A 22,089-nucleotide genomic window follows, 5' to 3' on the forward strand; every position below is an offset into this window, starting at 1 on the left:
ACTAGGCTGGTGCTGCAGCCACTTATCCCGTCCGGTGGGGATTCACCGGACGCTTCGAGATTGGTCAGAGTTTTGAAACTTGAACTCAGAGGGATCACCAAACGCTTCGGCTCCCTGCTCGCCAACGATCACATCGACGTGGTAGTTGAACCCGGACAGATCCACTGTCTGCTGGGCGAGAACGGGGCCGGCAAGTCCACCCTGATGAATGTGCTGTACGGGCTCTACGAGCCCTCTGAGGGCGAAATCCTCATCGACGACAATCCGGTTTACTTCCGCGGCCCCGGAGACGCCATGGCCGCCGGCATCGGCATGGTGCACCAGCACTTTATGCTCGTTCCCGTGTTTACCGTGGCCGAGAATGTGGCGCTCGGCGCCGAGTCCACCAAAGCCGGCGGTTTCCTCAACCTGGACGACACCCGGCGCAAGATCAAGGAGATCTCTGACCGCTACGGGTTCGACGTCGACCCCGACGCCCTGGTGGAGGACCTCCCGGTGGGCGTCCAGCAGCGGGTGGAAATCATCAAAGCCCTGGTCCGCGACGCCAAGGTCCTCATCCTGGATGAACCCACGGCAGTGCTGACGCCCCAGGAAACCGACGAACTGCTGGACATCATTCGCCAGCTCAAGTCCAGCGGAACCTCGATAGTCTTCATCTCGCACAAGCTGCGCGAGGTGAAGGCTGTCTCGGACACCATCACCGTCATCCGCCGCGGCAAAGTTGTGGGTTCGGCCAGTCCCGGTGACTCCACAGCAGAGCTGGCCTCCATGATGGTGGGCCGCGCCGTCAGCCTCACACTCGAGAAGGCACCCGCCAGTCCCAAAGAGAAGACTTTCCAGGTCAAAGACCTAACTGTCATCGCCCCGAGCGGGCAGCACACCGTGGACGGCCTCAGCTTCGACATTGCCCGCGGAGAGATCCTGGCCGTCGCAGGCGTCCAAGGCAACGGCCAGACCGAACTCACCGAGGCCATCCTCGGACTCCAGGACCGCGTGCACGGCTCCATCCTCCTGGACGATGTGGAACTTGTTGGCCGCAGTGTGAAGGAGGTCCTTAACGCCGGCGTCGGCTTCGTTCCGGAAGACCGGTCTGTTGACGGCCTCATCGGCACGTTCTCGATCGCCGAAAACCTGATTCTTGACCGGTACGATCAGCCGCCGTTTGCCAAGGGCATCAGCATGAGTCCGGCGAAGGTCCTGGAGAACGCCAAATCACGGATCGACGAGTTCGATGTCCGGACACCCTCGGGCCTGCTGGCGGCCGGCACCCTCTCGGGCGGCAACCAGCAAAAGGTGGTCATGGCGCGGGAACTGTCCCGGCCGCTGCGGCTCTTCATTGCCTCGCAGCCCACCCGGGGTGTGGACGTCGGGTCCATCGAGTTCCTGCACAAGCGGATCGTGGCGGAACGCGACCAGGGCACGCCTGTCATGATCATCTCCACCGAACTGGACGAAGTCATGGAACTCGCCGACCGCATCGCCGTGCTCTACAAGGGCAAACTGGTGGGAATCGTCCCGGCAGGGACCGGACGCGGCGTCCTGGGCCTGATGATGGCCGGCATCTCACCAGAGGACGCTGCGAGCGCAGATAAGACGAGCCCTGACAAGACCGGCTCACGTACCACGAGCGTAAGCAAGACCGGCGCTGACACATCAGCCGCTGACAAGACTGACTCCGCCGCCGCAGAACGCCGCGGAACCTCCAGCGCCGAAGGAGGCGATCATGTCTGAAAAGCATCCCCCTAAGCATGCTGACCAGCACCCGAAACCGCACCAGCCGACCCCGGCGCCGGACGAAACCGCCGCAGGGGTGGCCGTGGACACGGCCGGCGGCGCCATCAGCCCTTCAGCCGTACCAGCCAGTGCCCAAAGCGGAAAGCTGCCCGGCGGGCCGGACACGCTGCTCCGGAAGATCTTCACCGGCAGCGGCATGGTCTCAGTCCTGGCGGTGCTGCTGGCACTTGTGTTGGGCGGACTGTTGATCGCCGCCACGGACGAGCGCGTCAGCACCACCTCGGCTTATCTGTTCGCCCGGCCCACAGACTTCCTCTCCGCAGTCTGGCAAGCCGCCACACAGTCCTACATTGCCTTGTTCCAGGGCTCGGTCTTCAACCCCCGGGGTTCCAGCCTCGCGGTCCAGTTCGCGCCGCTGATGGAAACCCTCACCATCGCCACACCGCTCATCACGGCAGGCCTCGGCGTCGCGCTCGCGTTCCGGGCCGGCCTGTTCAACATTGGCGCCCAGGGCCAGATCATCATGGCCGGCATACTGGCGGGCTGGGTCGGTTTCGCCCTGCACCTTCCGTTGGGCCTGCACCTGTTGCTCGTCCTTGTGGCAGGCATCGTGGGAGGCGCCCTCTGGGGTGGCCTGGTTGGTCTCCTGAAGGCCCGGACAGGTGCCCACGAAGTCATCCTGACCATCATGTTCAACTACATTGCGCTGTACTTCCTGGGATACCTGCTGAACACTCCGGCGTTCCAGCGTCCGGGGGAGTCCAACCCGATCTCGCCCATCCTGGACGCAACCGCCGTGTACCCCCAGATTTTCGGCTCCCAGTATCGCCTGCACCTGGGCTTCGTCCTGGCCATCGCGGCCACCGTCCTGGTGTGGTGGCTGCTGAACCGCTCCACCGTCGGCTTTGAATTCCGGGCCGTGGGAGCCAATCCGAAGGCTGCCCTGACCGCGGGAATCAACGTCTCCCGGTCCACCATCCTGGTCATGGCCATCGCCGGTGCGTTGGCGGGAATGTCCGGCGTGGCCCAGGTGGCAGGCACGGAAAAGGTCCTGACCGACGGCGTCGCCGCAACGTACGGGTTTGACGCCATCACGGTGGCGCTGCTGGGACGTTCGACGCCGTGGGGCACCTTTGCGGCCGGCCTGCTGTTCGGCGCCTTCCGCGCAGGTGCCGTGCAGATGCAGATCCAGACCGGAACGCCCATCGACATCGTCCTGGTGGTCCAGTCGCTGATTGTCCTCTTTATCGCGGCCCCGCCGCTGGTGCGGGCAGTCTTCGGGCTGAACCCCCGCCGCAAGAAGCCGGCCAGGGCCGGCAAAACCCAGCAGGCAGCAACCACCGGAGGCGCAGCATGAGCGCAACAGCAACTTCGCCCCTGCCGGGACGCGGAACGCCCGGAACGTCGCCCCAGGCCGACGAGGCCCAGCCAACATCCGGCAAACCGGTGCTCTGGAAAACCCCCGTCCTGCTCTCGGCGCTGGGACTCGTCGCTTTTGTTTTCTTCGGCCTGATGGGATCAGCGCAGACCGCAAGGTTCGGAATTTCCACCGGCGGGGATTTCTTCCAGCTGCCCACGCTGGAAATTCCTGCAATGCCGGGCGGCATCGTCCTCTCGGTCCTGATGCTTGGGCTGGCGGCCTATGCCGTCTATCTGAAGACCAAGGCCCGTCCCACGCCGGCCTGGCTGACTGTCACTTTTGCGGTGCTGTTTGTGGCAGCCTTCCTCATCTGGGTGGTGGGCGGCGCCCGGACGCCCAGCATTTCGCTGGCCGGACTCATCGCCGGTTCGGTCACCCTGGCCGTCCCGCTGGTGTTCGGCTCTTTGTCCGGCGTGCTGTGCGAGCGGGTCGGGGTAGTCAACATCGCCATCGAAGGCCAACTCCTGGGCGGCGCCTTCACCGCGGCAATCGTGGCCAGCATTACGCAGAACCCCTTCGTGGGCCTGCTCGCGGCCGCTGTGGCCGGCGCGGGGGTGTCCATGGTGCTTGCGGTGTTCAGCATCAAGTACCTGGTCAACCAAATCATCGTCGGCGTGGTGCTCAACGTCCTGATTTCCGGCGTCACTGGCTTCCTGTTCAGCACTGTTATGCAGGCGGACAAAGCCAAGTTCAACTCACCGCCCGGCCTGGACATCGTCCAGATTCCCATCCTCTCCGGAATCCCGATCCTCGGCCCCATCCTGTTCAAGCAGTCGCTGGTTGGCTATCTGATGTACGTCGCCGTCATCGTTGTCTGGGTTGGGCTGTTCAAGACCAAGTGGGGCCTGCGGGTCCGCGCTGTGGGTGAACACCCGCAGGCAGCCGACACGATGGGCATCAAGGTCAACGCCACGCGCTTCTGGAACGTGACCCTGGGTGGTGCCATTGCAGGAATCGGTGGCTCGTTCTTCACGCTCGTGGCGATCGACAGCTTCACGAAGGAGATCTCCGGCGGACGAGGCTTCATCGCACTCGCCGCGCTGATCTTCGGACGCTGGAACCCGATCGGCGCGTTCTTCGCCGCCCTGCTTTTCGGCTTTGCAGACAACCTGCAGAGCATTGTGACCATCATCGGAACCCCGGTGCCGAGCCAGTTCATGGCCATGCTGCCCTACCTGGTGACGGTGCTGGCCGTGGCCGGGCTGGTGGGCAGGTCCCGGCCACCGGCAGCCAGCGGCATCCCGTACGTGAAGGGTTGACGGCCGTGGAACAGAACGCCGTCGATTGGCAGGCCCTGGAGGCCGCGGCCGTCGACGCCATGAAAAACGCCTACGCCCCGTATTCGAAGTTCCCGGTGGGGGCCGCGGCCTTCACCGAGGACGGGCGGCTTGTCAGCGGCTGCAACGTGGAGAATGCCAGCTACGGGCTCTCCCTGTGTGCTGAATGTGCCCTGGTGGGAAACCTGCACATGACTGGCGGCGGATTGTTGCGCGCCTTCTACTGCGTAGACGCCGCGGGCAACGTGCTGATGCCGTGCGGCCGCTGCCGGCAGCTTCTCTATGAATTCCGCGCGCCTGACATGGAGCTTATGACCACCCAAGGAATCAAAACCATGGACCAGGTGCTGCCCGACGCATTTGGTCCCCAAAACCTGGAGGATCCAAGGTGACACAGGCAACTGAGGCATTCGACGCCGTCGACATCATACGCACCAAGCGGGACCGGGGCGTCCTGAGTCCGGAACAGATCGACTGGACCATTGACGCGTACACCCGCGGGGTCATCGCCGACGAACAGATGGCCGCGTTGAACATGGCCATCCTGCTCAACGGCATGGACCGCGCCGAAATTTCGCGCTGGACGGCGGCGATGATCGCCTCGGGCGAACGGATGGACTTCGGCGGCCTCCGGCGGCCCGACGGCGGTGTGAAGGCTACTAGCGACAAGCATTCCACCGGGGGAGTGGGGGACAAGATCACGCTGCCGCTGGCACCGCTGGTGGCAGTGTTCGGCGTGGCCGTGCCGCAGCTGTCCGGCCGCGGGCTGGGCCACACCGGCGGCACACTGGACAAGCTGGAATCGATCCCCGGCTGGCGGGCCGCCTTGAGCAACGACGAAATGATGGCGCAGCTTCAGGACGTGGGCGCCGTGATCTGCGCTGCAGGGGCGGGGCTGGCGCCCGCGGACAAGAAGCTCTACGCACTGCGGGACGTCACCGGCACGGTCGAGGCGATCCCGCTGATCGCCTCCTCGATCATGAGCAAGAAGATCGCCGAGGGTACGGGGTCCCTGGTCCTGGACGTGAAGGTGGGCAGCGGAGCCTTTATGAAGGACGAGGCCCGGGCACGCGAACTGGCCGAAACCATGGTGGCCCTCGGCAAGGACGCGGGAGTGAACACCGTGGCGCTGCTGACCAACATGAGCACCCCGCTCGGCCTCACGGCAGGCAATGCGATCGAAGTGGAGGAATCCGTGGAAGTCCTGGCGGGCGGCGGGCCGGAAGACGTCGTCGAACTCACCGTCCGGCTGGCCGAAGAGATGCTGGCCTGCGCGGGCGTACACGACGCCGATCCGCGCGCCGCGTTGAAGGACGGCCGGGCCATGGACGTCTGGAACCGGATGATCCAAGCGCAGGGCGGAGACCCGCGCGCCAAGCTGCCGGTCGCCAAGGAATCCGAGGTCATCTACGCCCCGGCCGACGGTGTCCTGGTGGGGCTCGATGCCTTGGCAGTGGGAGTTGCGGCGTGGCGTCTCGGGGCGGGGCGTGCCCGCAAGGAAGACGCCGTCCAGGCCGGTGCCGGCATCCGCATGCATGCAAAGCCCGGTGCCGTGGTGCGTGCGGGTGAGCCGCTGATGACGCTGCTCACGGACACGCCGGAAAAGTTCGCGCGCGCCAAGGAAGCCCTTGAACACGCCGCCACGATCGCCCCGGAAGGGTCGCGCCCGGCGCAGCAGCTCATCATCGACCGAATAGCATAGGGACGATGCAGGCCATCAATGAATTCATCCTTGCTGCCGCCGGGCAGCCGTGGGTGCTCCTCCTTGTGCTGGCCTGCTGCCTGATCGACGGGTTTTTCCCGCCGATACCCAGCGAATCCGTGGTGGTGGGGCTGGCCGCAGTGGCCGCCACCGCAGACGTCCCCAATCCCTGGCTGCTGATGGCGGTCGCGGGCCTGGGTGCTTTCTCAGGCGATAACATCGCCTACCTCATTGGGCGACGGGTGGGTACCCGGCGCTGGCACTGGATGCGCGGACCGCGGATGCAAAGTGCCTTCCGCTGGGCAGGAGACGAGCTGAGGAAGCGTCCGGCGTCGCTCATCCTGGTGGCGCGGTTCATCCCCATCGGAAGGGTTGCCGTCAACCTCACCGCGGGCGTGACCCACTATCCGCACTTGCGTTTCGTTGGCCTGACGGTCCTTTCCGCCACGCTCTGGGCCTCCTACTCTGTGGGCATCGGGCTGTTCTTCGGCCAGTGGTTTGAAAATAACCATCTGCTCGGCGCGGCCATCGCCATCGTCTGCGCCGTGGGCCTAGGAATCGTGGTGGATTTGATCATTAACCGCATCCGGGGAAAGGTTCCTGTGGTGGAGCGGCTGAAGGATCCGGAAGCCTAGGTTTTGCGGCGTCCGCGCGTAGCGGGCGGGGTCCCGGGCATGGGACACTGAAGAGCGACTTACGTCACTTCCGGCTGCATCATTTCGTCTAGGAGCAAGACCCGCGTGGAGTTTATTAATGAGGCCGTGCTCCATGCAGCGGGCCAATGGTGGATCTACCCGGTCCTTCTGGTGTTCTTCTTCATCGACGGCTTTGCCATGGTGGTCCCCAGCGAGACGCTGATTGTGGCGCTGGCCGCGTTTTCCCGGCACAGCGGTGAACCGAATCTCTGGATCCTGGGCGCGACAGCACTGGTTGGTGCCATCGCCGGTGACAACATGGCCTTTATGCTCGGCCGCAGGATCGGCCTTGAGCGCTGGAAGTGGATGCGGCGGCCTAAAGTGCAGAAGGCCTTCGGCTGGGCACGGTATGAACTGGAAAAACGCGGCGCCGTCCTGATTTTCACCGCGCGCTACATTCCCTGGGGCCGGGTGGCGGTCAACTATGTGGCCGGCAGCACCGGCTTCGCGCACCGCCGGTTCTTCCTGCTGGACGCCTTCGCCTGCATCACCTGGGTGGGGTACTCCATCGGCATCGGGATCCTGGCCAGCTCCTTCCCCTGGCTCCACCACAACCCGCTGCTCAGCGCAGGCATTGCCGTGGTGTTCGCCATCGTGCTGGGCATCCTGATCGACCACCTGCTGCGCTGGTGGCACAAGCACCTGGCCCGCAACGACGCCGAAACCGTGGATGAATGGCTCGACGGCGGCCCGGAAGGTTCCCTGCCGTCGCACACCGCGGCTTCGCCGCTGCTGGCGTCTGCCCCGGCCGAGGCGGAGCAGCTGGGAAAGTAGCGGCTGGCATAAGCCGCCTGCCGACCCTAAGGTTGGATGGTGACTGAGCCTATTGTTGACGCTGCCCCTGCCATCGATTTCGACCTGAAGAGCCTGCCTAAGGTTTCGCTCCACGACCACCTGGACGGTGGTCTCCGTCCAGCCACCATCATCGAACTGGCCGCGGCCGTTGGCCACACGCTGCCCTCCACGGACCCGGTGGCCCTGGGCGAGTGGTTCCGCGAGTCCGCGGATTCCGGCTCGCTGGTCCGCTACCTGGAGACGTTCGACCACACAGTCGCCGTGATGCAGACCAAGGAAGGCCTCATCCGCGTCGCCAAGGAATTCGTGGAGGACCTCGCGGACGACGGCGTGGTGTACGGCGAAGTGCGCTGGGCACCGGAGCAGCACCTCCAGAATGGCCTGTCCCTGGACGAGGTTGTTGAAGCAGTCCAGGAAGGCCTCGAGGCCGGCGTGGACGCCGTGACCGAAAGCGGCCGCGAAATCCAGGTGGGCCAGCTGATCACCGCCATGCGCCAGGCGGACCGGGGCCAGGAAATCGCCGAACTGGCTGTCCGCCACCGCAACAAGGGCGCTGTGGGCTTTGACATCGCCGGAGCTGAAGACGGCTTCCTCCCGTCCCGGTTCAAGGACGCCTTCACGTACCTCGCCCAGCACAACTTCCCCGCGACGGTGCACGCCGGCGAGGCCGCCGGCCTCGAAAGCATCCAGTCCGCCCTCGTTGACGGCCGGGCACTGCGCCTGGGCCACGGCGTCCGGATCGCCGAGGACATCATGGTGGAGTTCGACGACGAAGACGACGACGCCGCGAACGACGAGGACAACATCGGCCTGGTCACCTTGGGCGACCTGTCCAGCTGGGTCCGCGACCGCGGCATCGCCCTGGAGATCTGCCCTTCGTCCAACCTCCAGACCGGAGCGATCGCCGGATTCGGCGAGGGCATCGAGAGCCACCCGCTGGACATGCTGTACCAGCTGGGCTTCAACGTCACCATCAACACCGACAACCGGCTGATGAGCGGCGTCACCCTGACGGACGAGTTCGAGCTCCTCGTGGAAACCTTCGACTACGACCTCGACGATCTGCTGGAGCTCACGCTGAACGCTGCCGAGGCCTCCTTCCTGCCGCTTGAAGAGAAGGAAGCGTTGGTGGAGTACATCAACGACGCCTACGACAACCTTGGCTGAGCACGCTCCCATCGATCGGCTGGTCGCTGTCGTGGCCCAGCTGCGGGAGCACTGCCCGTGGATGGGCGCCCTCACCCATGCCTCGCTGGTGGAGTACCTCCTGGAGGAGGCCTTCGAGGTTGCCGAGACCATCGAGACCGGCGCGGATGACGTGGAGCTTCGCGGCGAACTGGGCGATGTGCTGCTTCAAGTGGTGTTGCACGCCCGGCTCGCCGAGGAGCGCGGCACGTTCACGTTCGACGACGTCGCCCGCGGGCTAAGTGCCAAAATGGTCCGCCGCAATCCCCATGTCTTCCGGCCCGACGGCACGCTGCGGGACACCTTCCCTGCCTCGGTGGCGGAGATTGTCCGGAAGTGGGACGCTGTGAAGACTGCGGAACGTCCGGAGCGAACGGGGCCCTTTGAAGGCATCCCGGACGCTCTGCCGGCCCTGGCGAAGGCGCAGAAGTTCCTTGACCGGGCCGAAAGGTCAGGATTTCGACAGGCTCAATCACCGGGACAACCGGTGGTTGAGCTTGTCGAAACCTCCGGATCTCGACAGGCTCGATCACCGGAGTCATTCGAAACCGAGGAGGAGCTCGGCGACATGCTGCTCGCCGTCGTCGGCTCTGCCCGTGCCAAGGGATTCGACGCCGAGCGGGCCCTCCGGGGCGCCATTCGGCGCCAGTTCGCGTCGCCATCATGACGTCCGGGTGATGGATAGGGTTCCGTAACCTGCACCACTCTCGACTAGGCTTGGTCCCTGACGAGGACGTCCCAGATTTAACGCTTTTTCCAGCTGTTCGTTCCCCCAAAATCGCCCATAAGGAGCACATCCATGGCGCTTATCGATGCCATCCACGCCCGCGAAATCCTCGATTCCCGCGGAAACCCGACCGTAGAAGTTGAAGTACTGCTCTCCGACGGCCAGATCGGCCGCGCGGCGGTACCGTCCGGTGCCTCCACCGGTGAGCACGAGGCTGTTGAGCTCCGTGACGGAGACAAGGGACGTTACCTCGGCAAGGGTGTCCAGAAGGCCGTTGACGCTGTCATCGACCAGATCGCTCCGGCACTGACCGGCTTCGACGCCACCGACCAGCGCAGCATCGACCAGGCCATGATCGACCTGGACGGCACCCCCAACAAGGCCAAGCTCGGCGCCAACGCCATCCTGGGCGTTTCGCTGGCCGTTGCCAACGCCGCTGCCGCCTCCGCAGACCTGCCGCTGTACAAGTACCTGGGCGGCCCCAACGCGCACGTCCTCCCGGTTCCGCTGATGAACATCCTCAACGGCGGCTCGCACGCCGACTCCGACGTGGACATCCAGGAGTTCATGATCGTGCCGATCGGCGCCGAGACCTTCTCCGAGGGCCTCCGCTGGGGCGTCGAGGTCTACCACAACCTCAAGTCCGTCCTGCAGGCCAAGGGCCTGTCCACCGGCCTGGGTGACGAAGGTGGCTTCGCGCCTAACCTGCCGTCCAACCGTGCTGCGCTGGACCTGATCCAGGAAGCCATCACGAACGCCGGCTACACCCCGGGCAAGGACATCGCCCTGGCACTGGACGTCGCCTCCTCCGAGTTCTTCAAGGACGGCGCCTACCAGTTCGAGGGCAAGGCACTGTCCGCCACCGAGATGAGCGCCTACTACGCCGAGCTCGTGGCCGACTACCCGCTGGTTTCCATCGAGGATCCCCTGGATGAGAACGACTGGGACGGCTGGAAGACCCTCACCGACAGCATCGGTGACAAGGTCCAGCTCGTCGGCGATGACCTCTTCGTCACCAACCCGGCCATCCTGCAGCGCGGCATCGACACCAAGACCGCCAACTCGCTGCTGGTCAAGGTCAACCAGATCGGTTCACTGACCGAAACGCTGGACGCCGTCAGCCTGGCCCAGCGCGCCGGTTACACCACCATCACCTCGCACCGCTCCGGCGAGACCGAGGACACCACCATCGCCGACATCTCGGTGGCCACCAACGCCGGCCAGATCAAGACCGGTGCCCCGGCACGCTCGGAGCGCGTTGCCAAGTACAACCAGCTCCTGCGCATCGAAGAAGAACTCGACGACGCCGCACGCTACGCCGGCCGCAGCGCTTTCCCGCGTTTCAAGGGCTAGGAGCCGCGTAAACCTCTGACCGGTGGCTATGGTTGAACGACCATAGCCACCGGTTTTTGTTTAGCCGGCATTGATTGAGCCGGCATCAAGCGCAGAGTTGCGGCCAGAGGCAGGCCGCACGTTTCAGGAGTGTCATGGCCACCCGCCGTCCCAAAGTTCCCAAAGCCGCTTCGAGGCATCAGGCCACCACGAACCCAGCCACGGAAGACGCCGGCGTCATCCGCGCCGATTTTGGCGGTACACCCAGCAGCGCAAAGGGCGGGAACACGGGCAAAACCGGCCCGGCGTTCAGCGCCGGAACATCCGCATCGGACACCAGGCTCCCGGCAAGCAAAGGGCAGGGGAGCAGCCGCAGCGGTAACGCCGCGGGCAAGACACGGAAGCCTGACACCACGCAGGATGACAGCCAGCCGGTGCCCGCCAAGGCGTTCTCCGGCCGCATGCTGGCACTGGCGGTGGTCATGATTGCCATCACCATCATGCTGGCCCCCACCGTGAAGATCTTCTTCGACAAACGGGCCGAGCTCGCCGCCCTCAGCGCCGATATTGCCGCCCGCCAGGCCGAGCAGGACGGCCTGCGGCAGCAGATCTCACGGTGGCAGGATCCGAACTACGTGAAACAGCAGGCCCGCGACCGCATTAACATGGTTATGCCGGGTGAATCCGGCTACTGGGTCTTCGGTGACGATCTGCCGGCCGGAACAAGCAGTAGCCTAACCGCCACAGCAGCACAAGACCCCGCCGATCTGCCGTGGGTGGATTCCCTGTGGGAGTCCATCAGGCGTGCGGCCACAGACTGAACAGTTAGAGGAAGGATGGCCCGCGCCAGTGGAAGAAAACACGGCGACTGCGCCGGAGAAGTCCCGCCAGCCATCAGCACACGATCTTGAAGTACTCAGCAGGCAGTTGGGACGGCCGGTGCGCGATGTGGTGGAAATCCCGGCGCGCTGCGTCTGTGGCAACCCCCTCGTCGCCGCCACCGCACCGCGGCTGAGCAACGGGACGCCGTTTCCCACCACGTTTTATCTGACCCACCCCGTCATCACGTCGGCGGTTTCACGGCTGGAAGCTGCCGGGCTGATGAACGACATGAATGAACGCCTGAGCGCCGATGAGCCCCTCGCGGCCGCCTACCGTGCGGCGCACGAGGACTATCTCGGAGCCCGCGCGGCCATCGGCGAGCGTTCCGGCATCGGCGCCGTCCCGGAAATTGACGGCATCTCCGCCGGCGGCATGCCCACCCGGGTCAAATGCCTCCACGTCCTGGTGGGCCACTCCCTCGCGGCAGGTCCCGGCGTGAACCCGCTGGGTGATGAGGCCATTGCCGGCATCAGTGAATGGTGGACAACGGACCGCTGCTACTGCGACGGCGCCTGGGACACCGCAGGGGAGGCCCCGTCAAAGGATCTCAGCCGCCACGGACCCCAGGGCCTGCCGGAGATCGTGGGCCGGCCCGCTCCGGTCCGCAAGACAGCAAGCGCTGACGGGGCAGGGGCATGACCCGCGTCGCCGCCATCGACTGCGGCACGAACTCGCTCCGCCTGCTCATCGCCGACATCGACCGCAGCAACGGGACAGCGAAGCTCACCGACGTTGTCCGCGAGATGCGGGTTGTCCGGCTGGGCCAGGGCGTGGACGCCACCGGCGAACTTGCCCCTGAGGCACTGGAGCGCACCTTCGCGGCCACACGGGATTACGCAGCCATGATCCGTGAGCATGGCGCCGACTCCATCCGTTTTGTGGCAACCTCGGCCAGCCGGGACGCGCGCAACCGCCAGGTTTTTGTGGACGGGATCCGGGAACTGCTGGGCGTTGAGCCGGAGGTTATCTCGGGCGATGAAGAAGCTGCCCTGTCGTTCGCGGGGGCCAGCAGCGTGCTGCCCATCCTTGACGGCGAGCAGGTGCTGGTGGTGGACCTCGGCGGCGGCAGCACGGAGTTCGTCCTAGGTACCGCCAGCGGTGTTACGGCCGCCAAGTCCGTGGATGTCGGATGCGTCCGCCTGACCGAACGGCACCTGCAGGGCGATCCGCCCACGGCGGAGCAGATCGCCGCCGCGGAAGCCGACATCGACGCCGCCATCGCCCGGGCGGGGCTGGACGTTCCGCTGGAACGCGCCACAGCCGTCGTCGGGGTGGCCGGCTCGATCACCACCATCACCGCCCATGCCCTGCGGCTTCCGGAGTATTCGCCGGCGGCGATCCACGGGACGGAATTGTCCATCGGCACCATCACAGAAGCCGCTACTGACCTCCTTCACCTGACCAGGCGAGAACGTGCCGAACTGGCGTACATGCACCCCGGCCGCGTCGACGTCATGGGTGCCGGCGGGCTGGTGTGGCGGCGCATCCTGGAGCGGCTGAATGAACTCACCGCAGGCCGGATCGTCACGGCCACGGCCAGTGAACACGATATTCTTGACGGAATTGCCCTGAGCATCCACTAACCAGGCCTTCAGCCAACCAAGCATGGGAACCCACATGACCAGAGCAACAGCACGGTTCCGCCGGGCCGCGTCAGCTCTCCTGGCGATGACCCTTGCCGGCGTCAGCCTGGCCGCCGGACTGACCCTGGCGCCCGCGGCGAGGGCCGATGCCGAACGGGACAAGCAGTACTGGCTTGGCGAATCCGGAATTACGAAGGCCTGGGAGGTTTCCAAGGGCGCGGGTGTCAAGATCGCGGTGATCGACAGCGGCGTGGATGCCCAGCACCCTGACCTGAAGGGCGCCGTCACCGGAGGCTTCGACGTGTCCGGGGCCGGCACTCCCAACGGGCAGAAAAGCCTGGGGGTCAAGCCGGAACACGGGACCCTGGTGGCCACAATACTGGCCGGCCGCGGACACCAGCCAGCCGGCGCCACCGCCTCACCCAGTCCCGGCAAGGCTGCTGCCAGCGGTCCGGACGGCATGATTGGCGTGGCTCCTGAAGCTGAGATCCTGTCCGTGTCAACGTGGCTGGGCTCGGCCAACCCCGCAGGCAAGAGCGATCAGGACCAGATCCCCGAAGCGGTCCGTTGGGCCGTGGACAACGGGGCTAAAGTCATTAATATTTCGCTGGGCAGCGCCACGCCGCAGTGGCCCCAGAGCTGGGACGCTGCCTTCCTGTATGCCGAGCAGAAGGATGTGGTGATCGTTGCCGCCGCCGGAAACCGGATAGGCGGCAACCTCCAGGTCGGCGCGCCCGCCACTATCCCCGGCGTCCTCACCGTCGCCGGCCTGGACCGCAAGGGCACAGCGAGCGTCGACTCGTCCTCCCAGGGGATCAGCATCGGTGTGGCGGCCCCGGCTGAAAACCTGCTGGGCGGGCTGCCGGGCGGCGGCTACGCAGAATGGGCGGGAACGTCTGGAGCTGCCCCGATCGTTGCCGGTGTGGCCGCGCTCATCCGTTCCAAGTGGCCGGAGATGAGCGCCAAGCAGGTCATCAACCGGATCGTCAGCACGGCCAAGGACGCCGGTCCTGCCGGAAAAGACCCGCTGTACGGCTTTGGCGTGCTGAACGCCGAGGCCGCCCTGAAGGACCCCGTCCCGGAAGCCGCCGCCAACCCGCTCGGCTCCATCGCGGACTGGATCCGCGTACACCGCCGCGGCAACCTGGGTGCGCCGGCACCGGTGCCCACCGACGAAGTGGCAAGTGCCGTTCCCACCCTGCCCGAACCCACTGTGCCCGCGGCGAAGGCGCCCTCACAGCGTGACAGTGCCGTTGGCGCCGCCGTCGTGATCGGTTCGGTGATCCTCTTTGTGGTGATCATCGGGGCAGCAGTCATCCAGCTGCGGAGGGCTGCCCGAAACCCGGGAGCGGCGCGCGAGGAACCCGATACCGGCGCGTTCCAAACCGTTGATTCAGGCGGCAAAACGTAGTTAGTGAAGATTTTCACAAACTGTTGTATCCTTAAATCATGGCAACCACCCCAGAGCTCCAGGACCGTCCCAGGGTACTCGTCGTCGGCGGCGGGTACGTCGGCCTGTACGTAGCACTCAAACTGCAGAAGAAGATCGCGAATGCCGGTGGCGTCGTCACCCTCGTGGATCCACTGCCCTACATGACTTACCAGCCCTTCCTGCCCGAAGTGGCCGGCGGCAACATCGAGGCCCGCCACGCAGTGGTCTCGCACCGCCAGCACCTGAAGCAGACTGAACTCATCCAGGGCAGCGTCACCTCGATCGACCACGCCAACCGCACCGCCGTCGTGGCGCCCGCGGACGGCGGAGAGCACATCGAGATCCCCTACTTCGACATTGTGGTGGCCGCAGGCGCCATCACCCGCACGTTCCCCATCAAGGGCCTGGCGGACAAGGGCATCGGCCTGAAGACCATCGAAGAGGCTGTGGCCCTTCGCAACAAGGTGCTGGAGCGCCTCGAGGCCGCGTCCACCATCGCGGACCCCGCTGCCCGCGCCAAGGCACTGACATTCGTGGTTGTTGGTGGCGGCTTCGCCGGCATCGAGTGCATCACCGAAATGGAAGACCTGGCCCGCGCCGCGGTCAAGAACAACCCCCGCATCCGCCAGGAAGAAGTACGCTTTGTCCTGGTTGAAGCCATGGGCCGCATCATGCCCGAGGTCACCGCACCGCAGGCCGAATGGGTTGTGGAGCACCTCCGCAGCCGCGGCATCGAGGTTCTGCTGAACACCTCCCTGGACAGCGCTGAGGGCTCCCTGAAGCTCATCAACCTCCCGGACAAGTCCCTCGCCCAGGAATTTGAAGCCGACACGCTCGTCTGGACTGCCGGCGTGCAGGCCAACCCGATGATCCGCTCCTCCGACTTCCCGCTGGAACCCCGCGGCCGCGTCCGCGTTCTGCCGGACCTCCGCATCGCCGGCGATGAAGGCATCATCGACAACGCCTGGGCCGCCGGCGACATCGCCGCCGTGCCGGACCTCACGGGCAGCGGCCTGCCGGACGGCACCTGCGTCCCGAACGCCCAGCACGCACTTCGCCAGGCCAAGCGCCTCGCCAAGAACCTGTGGGCTTCGCGCTGGGACAAGCCGCTGAAGGACTACAAGCACAAGAACCTTGGTGCTGTGGCCGGCTTCGGCGAGTGGAAGGGTGTTGCCAACATCAACATCCTGGGCCGCATCGGCCTCAAGGGCCCGCTCGCCTGGCTGGCACACCGCGGCTACCACGGTATGGCCATGCCCACCATGGAGCGCAAGGTCCGCGTCATCATGGGTTGGATCCTCGCGTTCTTTATGGGCCGCGACACCACCCAGCTGATCGACCTCGACAACCCGCGCGGTGCCTTCGTGGCCGCTGCCACACCGGCTCCCAAGCCGGCTGCGGCTGCTCCCGCCCCGGCGGCCAGCGCGCCGGAGGCATCCGCCGGAGCGGCAAAGCCCGGCTCTGCGGAGGCCACCAGTGTGAACCCCAAGCAGTCGGTCACCGCGGACGCCAAGTAACACCGGCATCCCGACGCAGCATTTGTAACGCCCGACGGCGGCTGTCCCCTCAAGGGATAGCCGCCGTTTCGGCGTTTCCCGCCTCGTGTCCCTTCTAGACTGGCAGCATGACTGGCGAAAAGAACCTCCAGACCCTGCTGGCAACACTGAAACCGGTACTGCGGGAGGGGGAGTACGTCTACGTCCTGTGGCCGCACGGCAGGCCGCTCGAGCCCGGCATCGAAGCTGCCGTCCGTGAGGCCGAGGGCCTGACGGTGGTCCTGCCGCGGGAAAGGGCAGACAGCCTGGGGCTGCACTACGACTTTGTGGCGGCCTGGATCACCCTGGAAGTGCACTCTGCGCTGGAGGCTGTTGGCCTGACCGCCGCCGTGGGGAAGGCCCTGACCGACGCCAGGATCAGCTGCAACGTGCTGGCCGGCTTCCACCACGACCACCTGCTGGTGCCGCTGGCGGACGCACCACGCGCCGTCGAAGCCCTAGCCGAGCTGTCAGCGGCCAGCCGGCACGTGCCGCGGCCCGAGCTGCTGCTCAGGAACGAGACGGCTGCGGACAGGGACAAGATCCTCGCATTGACGGGCGAGGCGTTCGCGGTCTCCCCGGTCACGGGCCTGCCGGTGGACGGGGAGCCCGGGGAGGTGGACGTGCTCCGCCGACTCTTCGAGTGCGAGGACTACCTGCCCGAGTTCAGCGTGGTGGCGGTGCTCGACGACGAGATAGTCGGCCATGTGATCAGCACACGGGGCTGGGTGGGCGACTACGGGTTGCTTGGGCTCGGGCCCATCGGTGTGACACCAAGGCTGCAGCGCCATGGGATCGGCACTGCCCTAATGAACGACACGATTGCCCGGGCCAACGCGGCGGGGGAGGGCGGGATTGCGCTGCTGGGCAGCACCGAATACTACCCGCGCTTCGGCTTTGTCCCGGCTGCGTCCTTCGGCGTCCTCCCTCCCGACGCCGCCTGGGGGGACCACTTCCAGCTGCTCCCGCTGGCGGTCTGGCCCGGCGGGGTCCGCGGGATGTTCCGGTACGCCGGACCGCTTGCGGGCGAATGACGGGATACCATAGACCGGGCGCCCCAGTAGCCCAATTGGCAGAGGCAGCGGACTTAAAATCCGCGTGTTGTGGGTTCGAGTCCCACCTGGGGTACAAATCCTCCCTAGGGAGTTCCTCCTGACGTGCCCTTCCGCGCCTCCCGCGTGACTTCAACAGACCTCTCCCGTTCATTGATTTCGCATATGCAACGACTGTTATAAGGATGTGACCTCAGTCACTTATATCCGCCGAAGATATGCATTAGCTTGAAGTTAAATCAGGAACACCTGATCATCCGCGTCAAAGGCCGTTCGCACCTTTCGATCCAGGAGATTGTCAATGATTTCACTTTCCCCGGCGGCACCCCGTCTTGCTAAGCTCACAGCGCTTAGCGTCGGCGTCGCCTTTCTGGTTACAGCCTGCGGTGGTACCTCCACCCCGAGCTCGACAGAAACCACCACGTCAGCATCTGGGATCTCCTGCCCCGCTCCCGGCGCGGCTCCCGGAAGCACTTCAAAGGCAGGTGCTGGAGGCGCTGTTCCGCCTGCAACCACCGTCACGGAAACGCCGCTCAAGCTGGGTTCCCTGCTCCCCACCACCGGCTCCCTGGCCTTCCTCGGGCCGCCCGAAATCGCGGGTGTGAATCTTGGCATCAAGGAAGTTAATGATGCCGGGGGTGTCCTGGGCAAGCCTGTGGAAGTGATCCACCGCGACTCCGGCGACACTAAGACAGATATCGCCACGCAGTCCACCAGCGCGCTCCTCGGCCAGGGCGTCAGCGCCATCATCGGTGCCGCGTCTTCCGGTGTCTCCAAGACGGTCATCAACCAGATCACCGGTGCCGGTGTCATCCAGTTCTCGCCCGCCAACACCTCCCCGGATTTCACTACCTGGGATGACAAGGGCCTCTACTGGCGTACTGCGCCGTCAGATGTGCTGCAGGGTAAGGTCCTTGGCAACTACATGGCCACCTGTGGTGCACAGACTGTGGGCATGATCGTGCTCAACGACGCCTACGGAACCGGCCTTGCCAGCAACGTCAAGTCCGCCTTCGAAGCGGCCGGCGGCAAGGTGGTTGCGGAGGAGCTCTTCAACGAGGGCGACTCCCAGTTCAGCAGCCAGGTGGACAAGGTCATTGCGGCCAAGCCCGACGCGATTGCCCTGATCACCTTTGACCAGGCCAAGAGCATCGTGCCGCTGATGACGGGAAAGGGTGTCAAGCCCACCCAGATGTTCCTCGTGGACGGCAACACTTCCGACTACAGCAAGGACTTCCAGGCCGGCACCTTGAAGGGCGCCCAGGGAACCATCCCGGGCACCTTCGCCAAGGATGCGTTCAAGAAGAAGCTGCTCGCCATTGATCCGGCCCTGAAGGACTACAGCTACGCCGGTGAGTCCTACGACGCTGTGAACCTGATCGCCCTTGCCACTGAAGCCGCCAAGAGCACCAGCGGCGTTGAGATTGCCAAGCAGCTCAAGGCAGTCTCGGAGTCGGGTGAGAAGTGCACCGACTTCGCCTCCTGCGTCACGCTGCTCCGCAACGGCAAGGACATCGACTACGACGGCCAGTCAGGTCCGGTGACGTTCTCCGACGCCGGCGACCCGACGGAAGCCTACATCGGCATCTACGAGTACCAGGACGACAACAAGTACGCGCCGTCCAAGGAAGAATTCGGCAAGCTGTAAAGCCGCCTCCTGCACAAAGAACCCCCGCCCGGATTGCACCGGGCGGGGGTTCTTTCTTGTGAGCGCGAGAGGGTGAGGCAAACGCTGGGGGGACAGAGGCAGGCGCTTGTGAAAGCGCCGTTGTTGCGGTGGGCCCACGGCGGCAGGGATCCCTGCCCGAGCTTGCGAGGGGAGGGGGCCGCCGGGGAGGTACGAGCGCAGGCGCCGAGCAAGTGGCTGCCGGAGGCGCCCGGACGGCACGGGGAACCAAGCTGGGCACGCAGAAGGGCCGCCACCGGACGGTGACGGCCCTTCTGGGAGCTACTGGACGGAGGCGGCTTAGACCTCGTCCGCCAAAGTGCCGAGGTACAGCTGGATCACCTTGGGGTCCTTCATCAGTTCCCGCCCGGTTCCGGTGTAAGCGTCCCTTCCTTGGTCAAGCACATAGGCGCGGTCGCAGATCTGGAGGCAACGGCGGGCATTCTGTTCCACCATGATCACAGAGACGCCTGCCCGGTTGATCTCGTGCACCCGCAGGAAGGTTTCGTCCTGCTTGACAGGGGAGAGGCCTGCGGAGGGCTCATCAAGGAGCAGGACGGCGGGCTCCATCATCAGCGCGCGTCCCATGGCCACCATCTGACGTTCGCCGCCGGAGAGCGACCCAGCCCGCTGGGCCCGGCGCTTGCCGAGCTCGGGAAACAGGCTGGTCACAAAATCAAACCGCTCGGCGAAGTCTTTGGGGCGCTGGAACATGCCCATCTGCATGTTCTCTTCGATAGTCAGCGTGGAGAACACATTGTTGTTCTGCGGGACGAATCCCACGCCCTTGGTCACCAACTTGTTGGCTTTGAGCCCGGTGATGTCCTGGCCACGCACCACAACTGTGCCCGAATGGACTTTCACCAGACCGAACATGGCCTTGAGAAGCGTTGATTTGCCGGCACCGTTGGGACCAATAATGCCGATCAGTTCACCCTTGCGGGCTTCGATGCTGCAGCCGTTCAGGATGTTCACGCCGGGAAGGTAGCCGGCAACGAGGTTTGTTACCTTGACGACCGAATCGTCGGTTGCCGCGCTACCGGCCGCGGGAGCCGCACTCGTGGCGCTCATTCTGTGTCCTTTTCTTTGCGACGTGGTTCTTCCGCACGATTCTCCTCAAGCTCCTGCTCAAGCACATCGATGGAGATGATGCCCGCGTTCTCAGTACCGACAATCGACTCCTCATCGGCTTCCAGCTCGGCTGCAAGTTCCTTGATGCCCTCGGCGTCGCCAAGGTCCACGTCGTGGTGGGCTCCCAGATAGGCATCGATGACTGCCGGATTCTTCATGACTTCGCCAGGAGGGCCCTCCGCAACGATCTTTCCTTCCGCCATCACTACCACCCAATCGGCGATATGGCGCACCATGTTCATGTCGTGCTCCACGAAAAGCACGGTCATGCCTTCCGCCTTGAGGTTCTTGATGTGGTCCAGGAGGGACTGGGTCAGCGCCGGGTTGACGCCTGCCATGGGCTCGTCCAGCATGACCAGCTTGGGCCTGACCATCAGCGAACGTGCCATTTCCAGGAGTTTCCGCTGGCCTCCGGAAAGCGAGGCAGCGTAGTCGTCCTTCTTGGCGTCCAACTTAAACTTCTCAAGCAGGACGTTGGCCTGGGCAGTGATCTCCTTTTCCCGGCCGCCCCAGAGGCCCTTGAACAGGGCCTTGGAGAGGCGCTCACCGGGCTGTTCCGAGCCGCCGAGCCGCATGTTCTCCATGACGGTGAGCTTTCCCATGACCTTGGTCAGCTGGAAGGTCCTCACCATCCCCATCCGTGCCACTTTGTAAGGTGAGACGCCGGCAAGGCTGTTGCCTTCGAACTGCCATTTGCCCGAGTTCGGCATATCGAATCCGGTCAGCAGATTGAAAAGCGTGGTCTTACCTGCTCCGTTCGGGCCGATCAGCGCTGTGATCTTGTGCCGCGGGATCTCCAGGTATTCGACGTCGACGGCGTTGATGCCGCCGAAGCTGCGGGTGACGTTTTCCGCCACCACGATCGGATCACGCTTCTTGCAGCCGGGGGCGGTGTCCCCGGCGGCGATCGGACGCGTGTCCGTCATGTAGTCAATTTCCTGCGACGGACGGGGTTCTTCGCTATGCGTGCTCATGCGAACGCCAGCTCCTTCTTATTACCGAAGACGCCCTGGGGCCTGAAGATCATCAGCAGCATCAGTGCGACACCCACAAGGATGTAGCGCAGCTGGCCGGCCTGGACTGTGTTCAGCCAGGTGACGGCGCCGGATTCGATCAGGCCGTACAGGATGCCCTGTGTGAGGGACAGCACTACCCAGAAGATCATCGCGCCGATGACGGGTCCCAGCACCGTGCCGAGGCCGCCGAGCAGCAGGCAGGTGTACAGGAAGAACGTCAGTTCGGTGCCGTAGTTGGCCGGCTGGACTGCGCCGCGGGGGAGCGTAAAGATCATGCCCGCCAGGGCGCCGAGCACGCCACCAATGATGAGGGCCTGCATTTTGTAGGCATATACGTTCTTGCCGAGGGACCGTACCGCGTTTTCGTCCTCGCGGATGCCCTTGAGTACGCGGCCCCATGGGCTCCTCATCAGCAGCCACACCAGTGTGCAGCAGATGACGACGAGGCCCCAGCCGACGATGCGGATGAAGAAATCCCGGTTGTTCATGCCCATGTACGAGCCCGAGGGGAACGGGTTCATGGCGTAGAACCCGCCTTCGAAGGCGGCCAGGCCGTTGGCCGAACCGGTCACGGCGGTCAGCTGGTTGGTCGTGACAATGTAGCGGACGATTTCCGCGGCCGCGATCGTGACGATTGCCAGGTAGTCCGCGCGCAACCGCAGCGTCGGGATGCCCAGGAGCATCGCGAAGATGACCGAGCAGATTACGGCGATGACCAGTCCCACAAAGAAGGGGACGCCAAACGTGAGCGTCGAGATGGCGAAGCCGTAGGCGCCCACCGCCATAAAGCCCGCCTGGCCAAAGTTCAGCAGGCCGGAGTAGCCGAAGTGGACTGCCAGTCCGAGGGCCGCAAGGGCATAGGCCGCGGTGGTCGGGCTGAAGAGTTCGCTGGCAGCGCTGGAGAAAATGAATCCGAAGTCCATGG

General features: G+C 64.9%; 20 protein-coding genes and 1 tRNA gene. 18 read left to right on the forward strand and 3 right to left on the reverse strand.

The genetic code is table 11. The features are described from left to right. Positions 1 to 72: 72 nt before the first annotated feature. The 18 genes from CXR02_RS04820 to CXR02_RS04905 all read left to right on the forward strand — a co-directional run bounded on the left by CXR02_RS04820 (position 73) and on the right by CXR02_RS04905 (position 18,999). A complete protein-coding gene (locus tag CXR02_RS04820) occupies positions 73 to 1,731 on the forward strand; it encodes an ABC transporter ATP-binding protein (RefSeq protein WP_258060792.1) in 1,659 nt (552 codons plus the stop codon). Continuing rightward, positions 1,724 to 3,091 (forward strand): ABC transporter permease, encoded by a 1,368-nt coding sequence (locus tag CXR02_RS04825; protein ID WP_104060965.1) that lies wholly within the window; start codon positions 1,724 to 1,726, stop codon positions 3,089 to 3,091. Before CXR02_RS04820 ends, CXR02_RS04825 begins: the two co-directional genes overlap by 8 nt. Further along, positions 3,088 to 4,413, forward strand: a complete 1,326-nt coding sequence (locus CXR02_RS04830; protein ID WP_104060966.1) for an ABC transporter permease — start codon at positions 3,088 to 3,090, stop codon at positions 4,411 to 4,413. Before CXR02_RS04825 ends, CXR02_RS04830 begins: the two co-directional genes overlap by 4 nt. A gap of 5 nt (positions 4,414 to 4,418) precedes the next feature. Beyond that, the gene (locus CXR02_RS04835; RefSeq protein ID WP_104061084.1) at positions 4,419 to 4,823 is read left to right on the forward strand and encodes a cytidine deaminase; all 405 of its coding nucleotides are present in this window, start codon (positions 4,419 to 4,421) and stop codon (positions 4,821 to 4,823) included. Then, a complete protein-coding gene (locus tag CXR02_RS04840) occupies positions 4,820 to 6,133 on the forward strand; it encodes a thymidine phosphorylase (RefSeq protein WP_104060967.1) in 1,314 nt (437 codons plus the stop codon). The genes CXR02_RS04835 and CXR02_RS04840 overlap by 4 nt, the downstream gene beginning before the upstream one ends. A 5-nt stretch (positions 6,134 to 6,138) precedes the next feature. Then, positions 6,139 to 6,768: a DedA family protein gene (locus CXR02_RS04845; RefSeq protein WP_104060968.1), complete on the forward strand. Its 630-nt coding sequence runs from the start codon at positions 6,139 to 6,141 to the stop codon at positions 6,766 to 6,768. Between the two features lie 105 nt (positions 6,769 to 6,873). Continuing rightward, a complete protein-coding gene (locus tag CXR02_RS04850) occupies positions 6,874 to 7,602 on the forward strand; it encodes a DedA family protein (RefSeq protein ID WP_104060969.1) in 729 nt (242 codons plus the stop codon). A 39-nt stretch (positions 7,603 to 7,641) separates the two neighbouring features. Further along, positions 7,642 to 8,790, forward strand: a complete 1,149-nt coding sequence (locus CXR02_RS04855; protein WP_104061085.1) for an adenosine deaminase — start codon at positions 7,642 to 7,644, stop codon at positions 8,788 to 8,790. Positions 8,791 to 8,851: 61 nt separating this feature from the next. Continuing rightward, complete coding sequence (locus CXR02_RS04860) at positions 8,852 to 9,475, forward strand: MazG nucleotide pyrophosphohydrolase domain-containing protein (RefSeq protein WP_258060820.1); 624 nt, start codon at positions 8,852 to 8,854, stop codon at positions 9,473 to 9,475. A gap of 132 nt (positions 9,476 to 9,607) precedes the next feature. Continuing rightward, entirely contained in the window at positions 9,608 to 10,888 is a 1,281-nt protein-coding gene (eno, locus tag CXR02_RS04865) for a phosphopyruvate hydratase (RefSeq protein WP_056343550.1), read from the forward strand. 134 nt (positions 10,889 to 11,022) lie between these two features. Then, complete coding sequence (locus tag CXR02_RS04870) at positions 11,023 to 11,688, forward strand: septum formation initiator family protein (RefSeq protein WP_104060971.1); 666 nt, start codon at positions 11,023 to 11,025, stop codon at positions 11,686 to 11,688. A gap of 28 nt (positions 11,689 to 11,716) precedes the next feature. Further along, positions 11,717 to 12,388: a DUF501 domain-containing protein gene (locus tag CXR02_RS04875; protein ID WP_104060972.1), complete on the forward strand. Its 672-nt coding sequence runs from the start codon at positions 11,717 to 11,719 to the stop codon at positions 12,386 to 12,388. Further along, entirely contained in the window at positions 12,385 to 13,332 is a 948-nt protein-coding gene (locus CXR02_RS04880) for a Ppx/GppA phosphatase family protein (protein WP_104060973.1), read from the forward strand. Before CXR02_RS04875 ends, CXR02_RS04880 begins: the two co-directional genes overlap by 4 nt. A gap of 34 nt (positions 13,333 to 13,366) precedes the next feature. Then, entirely contained in the window at positions 13,367 to 14,743 is a 1,377-nt protein-coding gene (locus CXR02_RS04885; RefSeq protein WP_104060974.1) for a S8 family serine peptidase, read from the forward strand. A gap of 38 nt (positions 14,744 to 14,781) precedes the next feature. Then, on the forward strand, positions 14,782 to 16,281 hold the full coding sequence (locus tag CXR02_RS04890; protein ID WP_104060975.1) for an NAD(P)/FAD-dependent oxidoreductase: 1,500 nt from the start codon (positions 14,782 to 14,784) through the stop codon (positions 16,279 to 16,281). A gap of 107 nt (positions 16,282 to 16,388) precedes the next feature. Further along, positions 16,389 to 17,333 carry an N-acetyltransferase gene (locus CXR02_RS04895; RefSeq protein ID WP_104060976.1) on the forward strand — a complete coding sequence of 315 codons (945 nt, stop codon included), beginning with the start codon at positions 16,389 to 16,391 and terminating at the stop codon, positions 17,331 to 17,333. Positions 17,334 to 17,353: 20 nt separating this feature from the next. Then, positions 17,354 to 17,427, forward strand: a tRNA-Leu gene (locus CXR02_RS04900). A 225-nt stretch (positions 17,428 to 17,652) separates the two neighbouring features. Beyond that, a complete protein-coding gene (locus tag CXR02_RS04905) occupies positions 17,653 to 18,999 on the forward strand; it encodes an ABC transporter substrate-binding protein (protein WP_104060977.1) in 1,347 nt (448 codons plus the stop codon). A gap of 318 nt (positions 19,000 to 19,317) precedes the next feature. Here the strand turns inward: CXR02_RS04905 and CXR02_RS04910 are convergent, their stop codons facing one another. Genes CXR02_RS04910 through CXR02_RS04920 form a run of 3 tightly spaced genes read right to left on the reverse strand, consistent with a single transcriptional unit; the run spans position 19,318 to position 22,087 of the window. After that, positions 19,318 to 20,088, reverse strand: coding sequence for an ABC transporter ATP-binding protein (locus CXR02_RS04910; protein ID WP_104060978.1), 771 nt, complete (start codon positions 20,086 to 20,088; stop codon positions 19,318 to 19,320). Then, positions 20,085 to 21,122 (reverse strand): ABC transporter ATP-binding protein, encoded by a 1,038-nt coding sequence (locus tag CXR02_RS04915; RefSeq protein WP_104060979.1) that lies wholly within the window; start codon positions 21,120 to 21,122, stop codon positions 20,085 to 20,087. Before CXR02_RS04915 ends, CXR02_RS04910 begins: the two co-directional genes overlap by 4 nt. Beyond that, entirely contained in the window at positions 21,119 to 22,087 is a 969-nt protein-coding gene (locus tag CXR02_RS04920; protein ID WP_104060980.1) for a branched-chain amino acid ABC transporter permease, read from the reverse strand. The genes CXR02_RS04915 and CXR02_RS04920 overlap by 4 nt, the downstream gene beginning before the upstream one ends. Between the last annotated feature and the right edge of the window lie 2 nt (positions 22,088 to 22,089).

The organism is Arthrobacter sp. 4R501 (assembly GCF_002929755.1).
Taxonomy (GTDB): Bacteria; Actinomycetota; Actinomycetes; order Actinomycetales; family Micrococcaceae; genus Arthrobacter.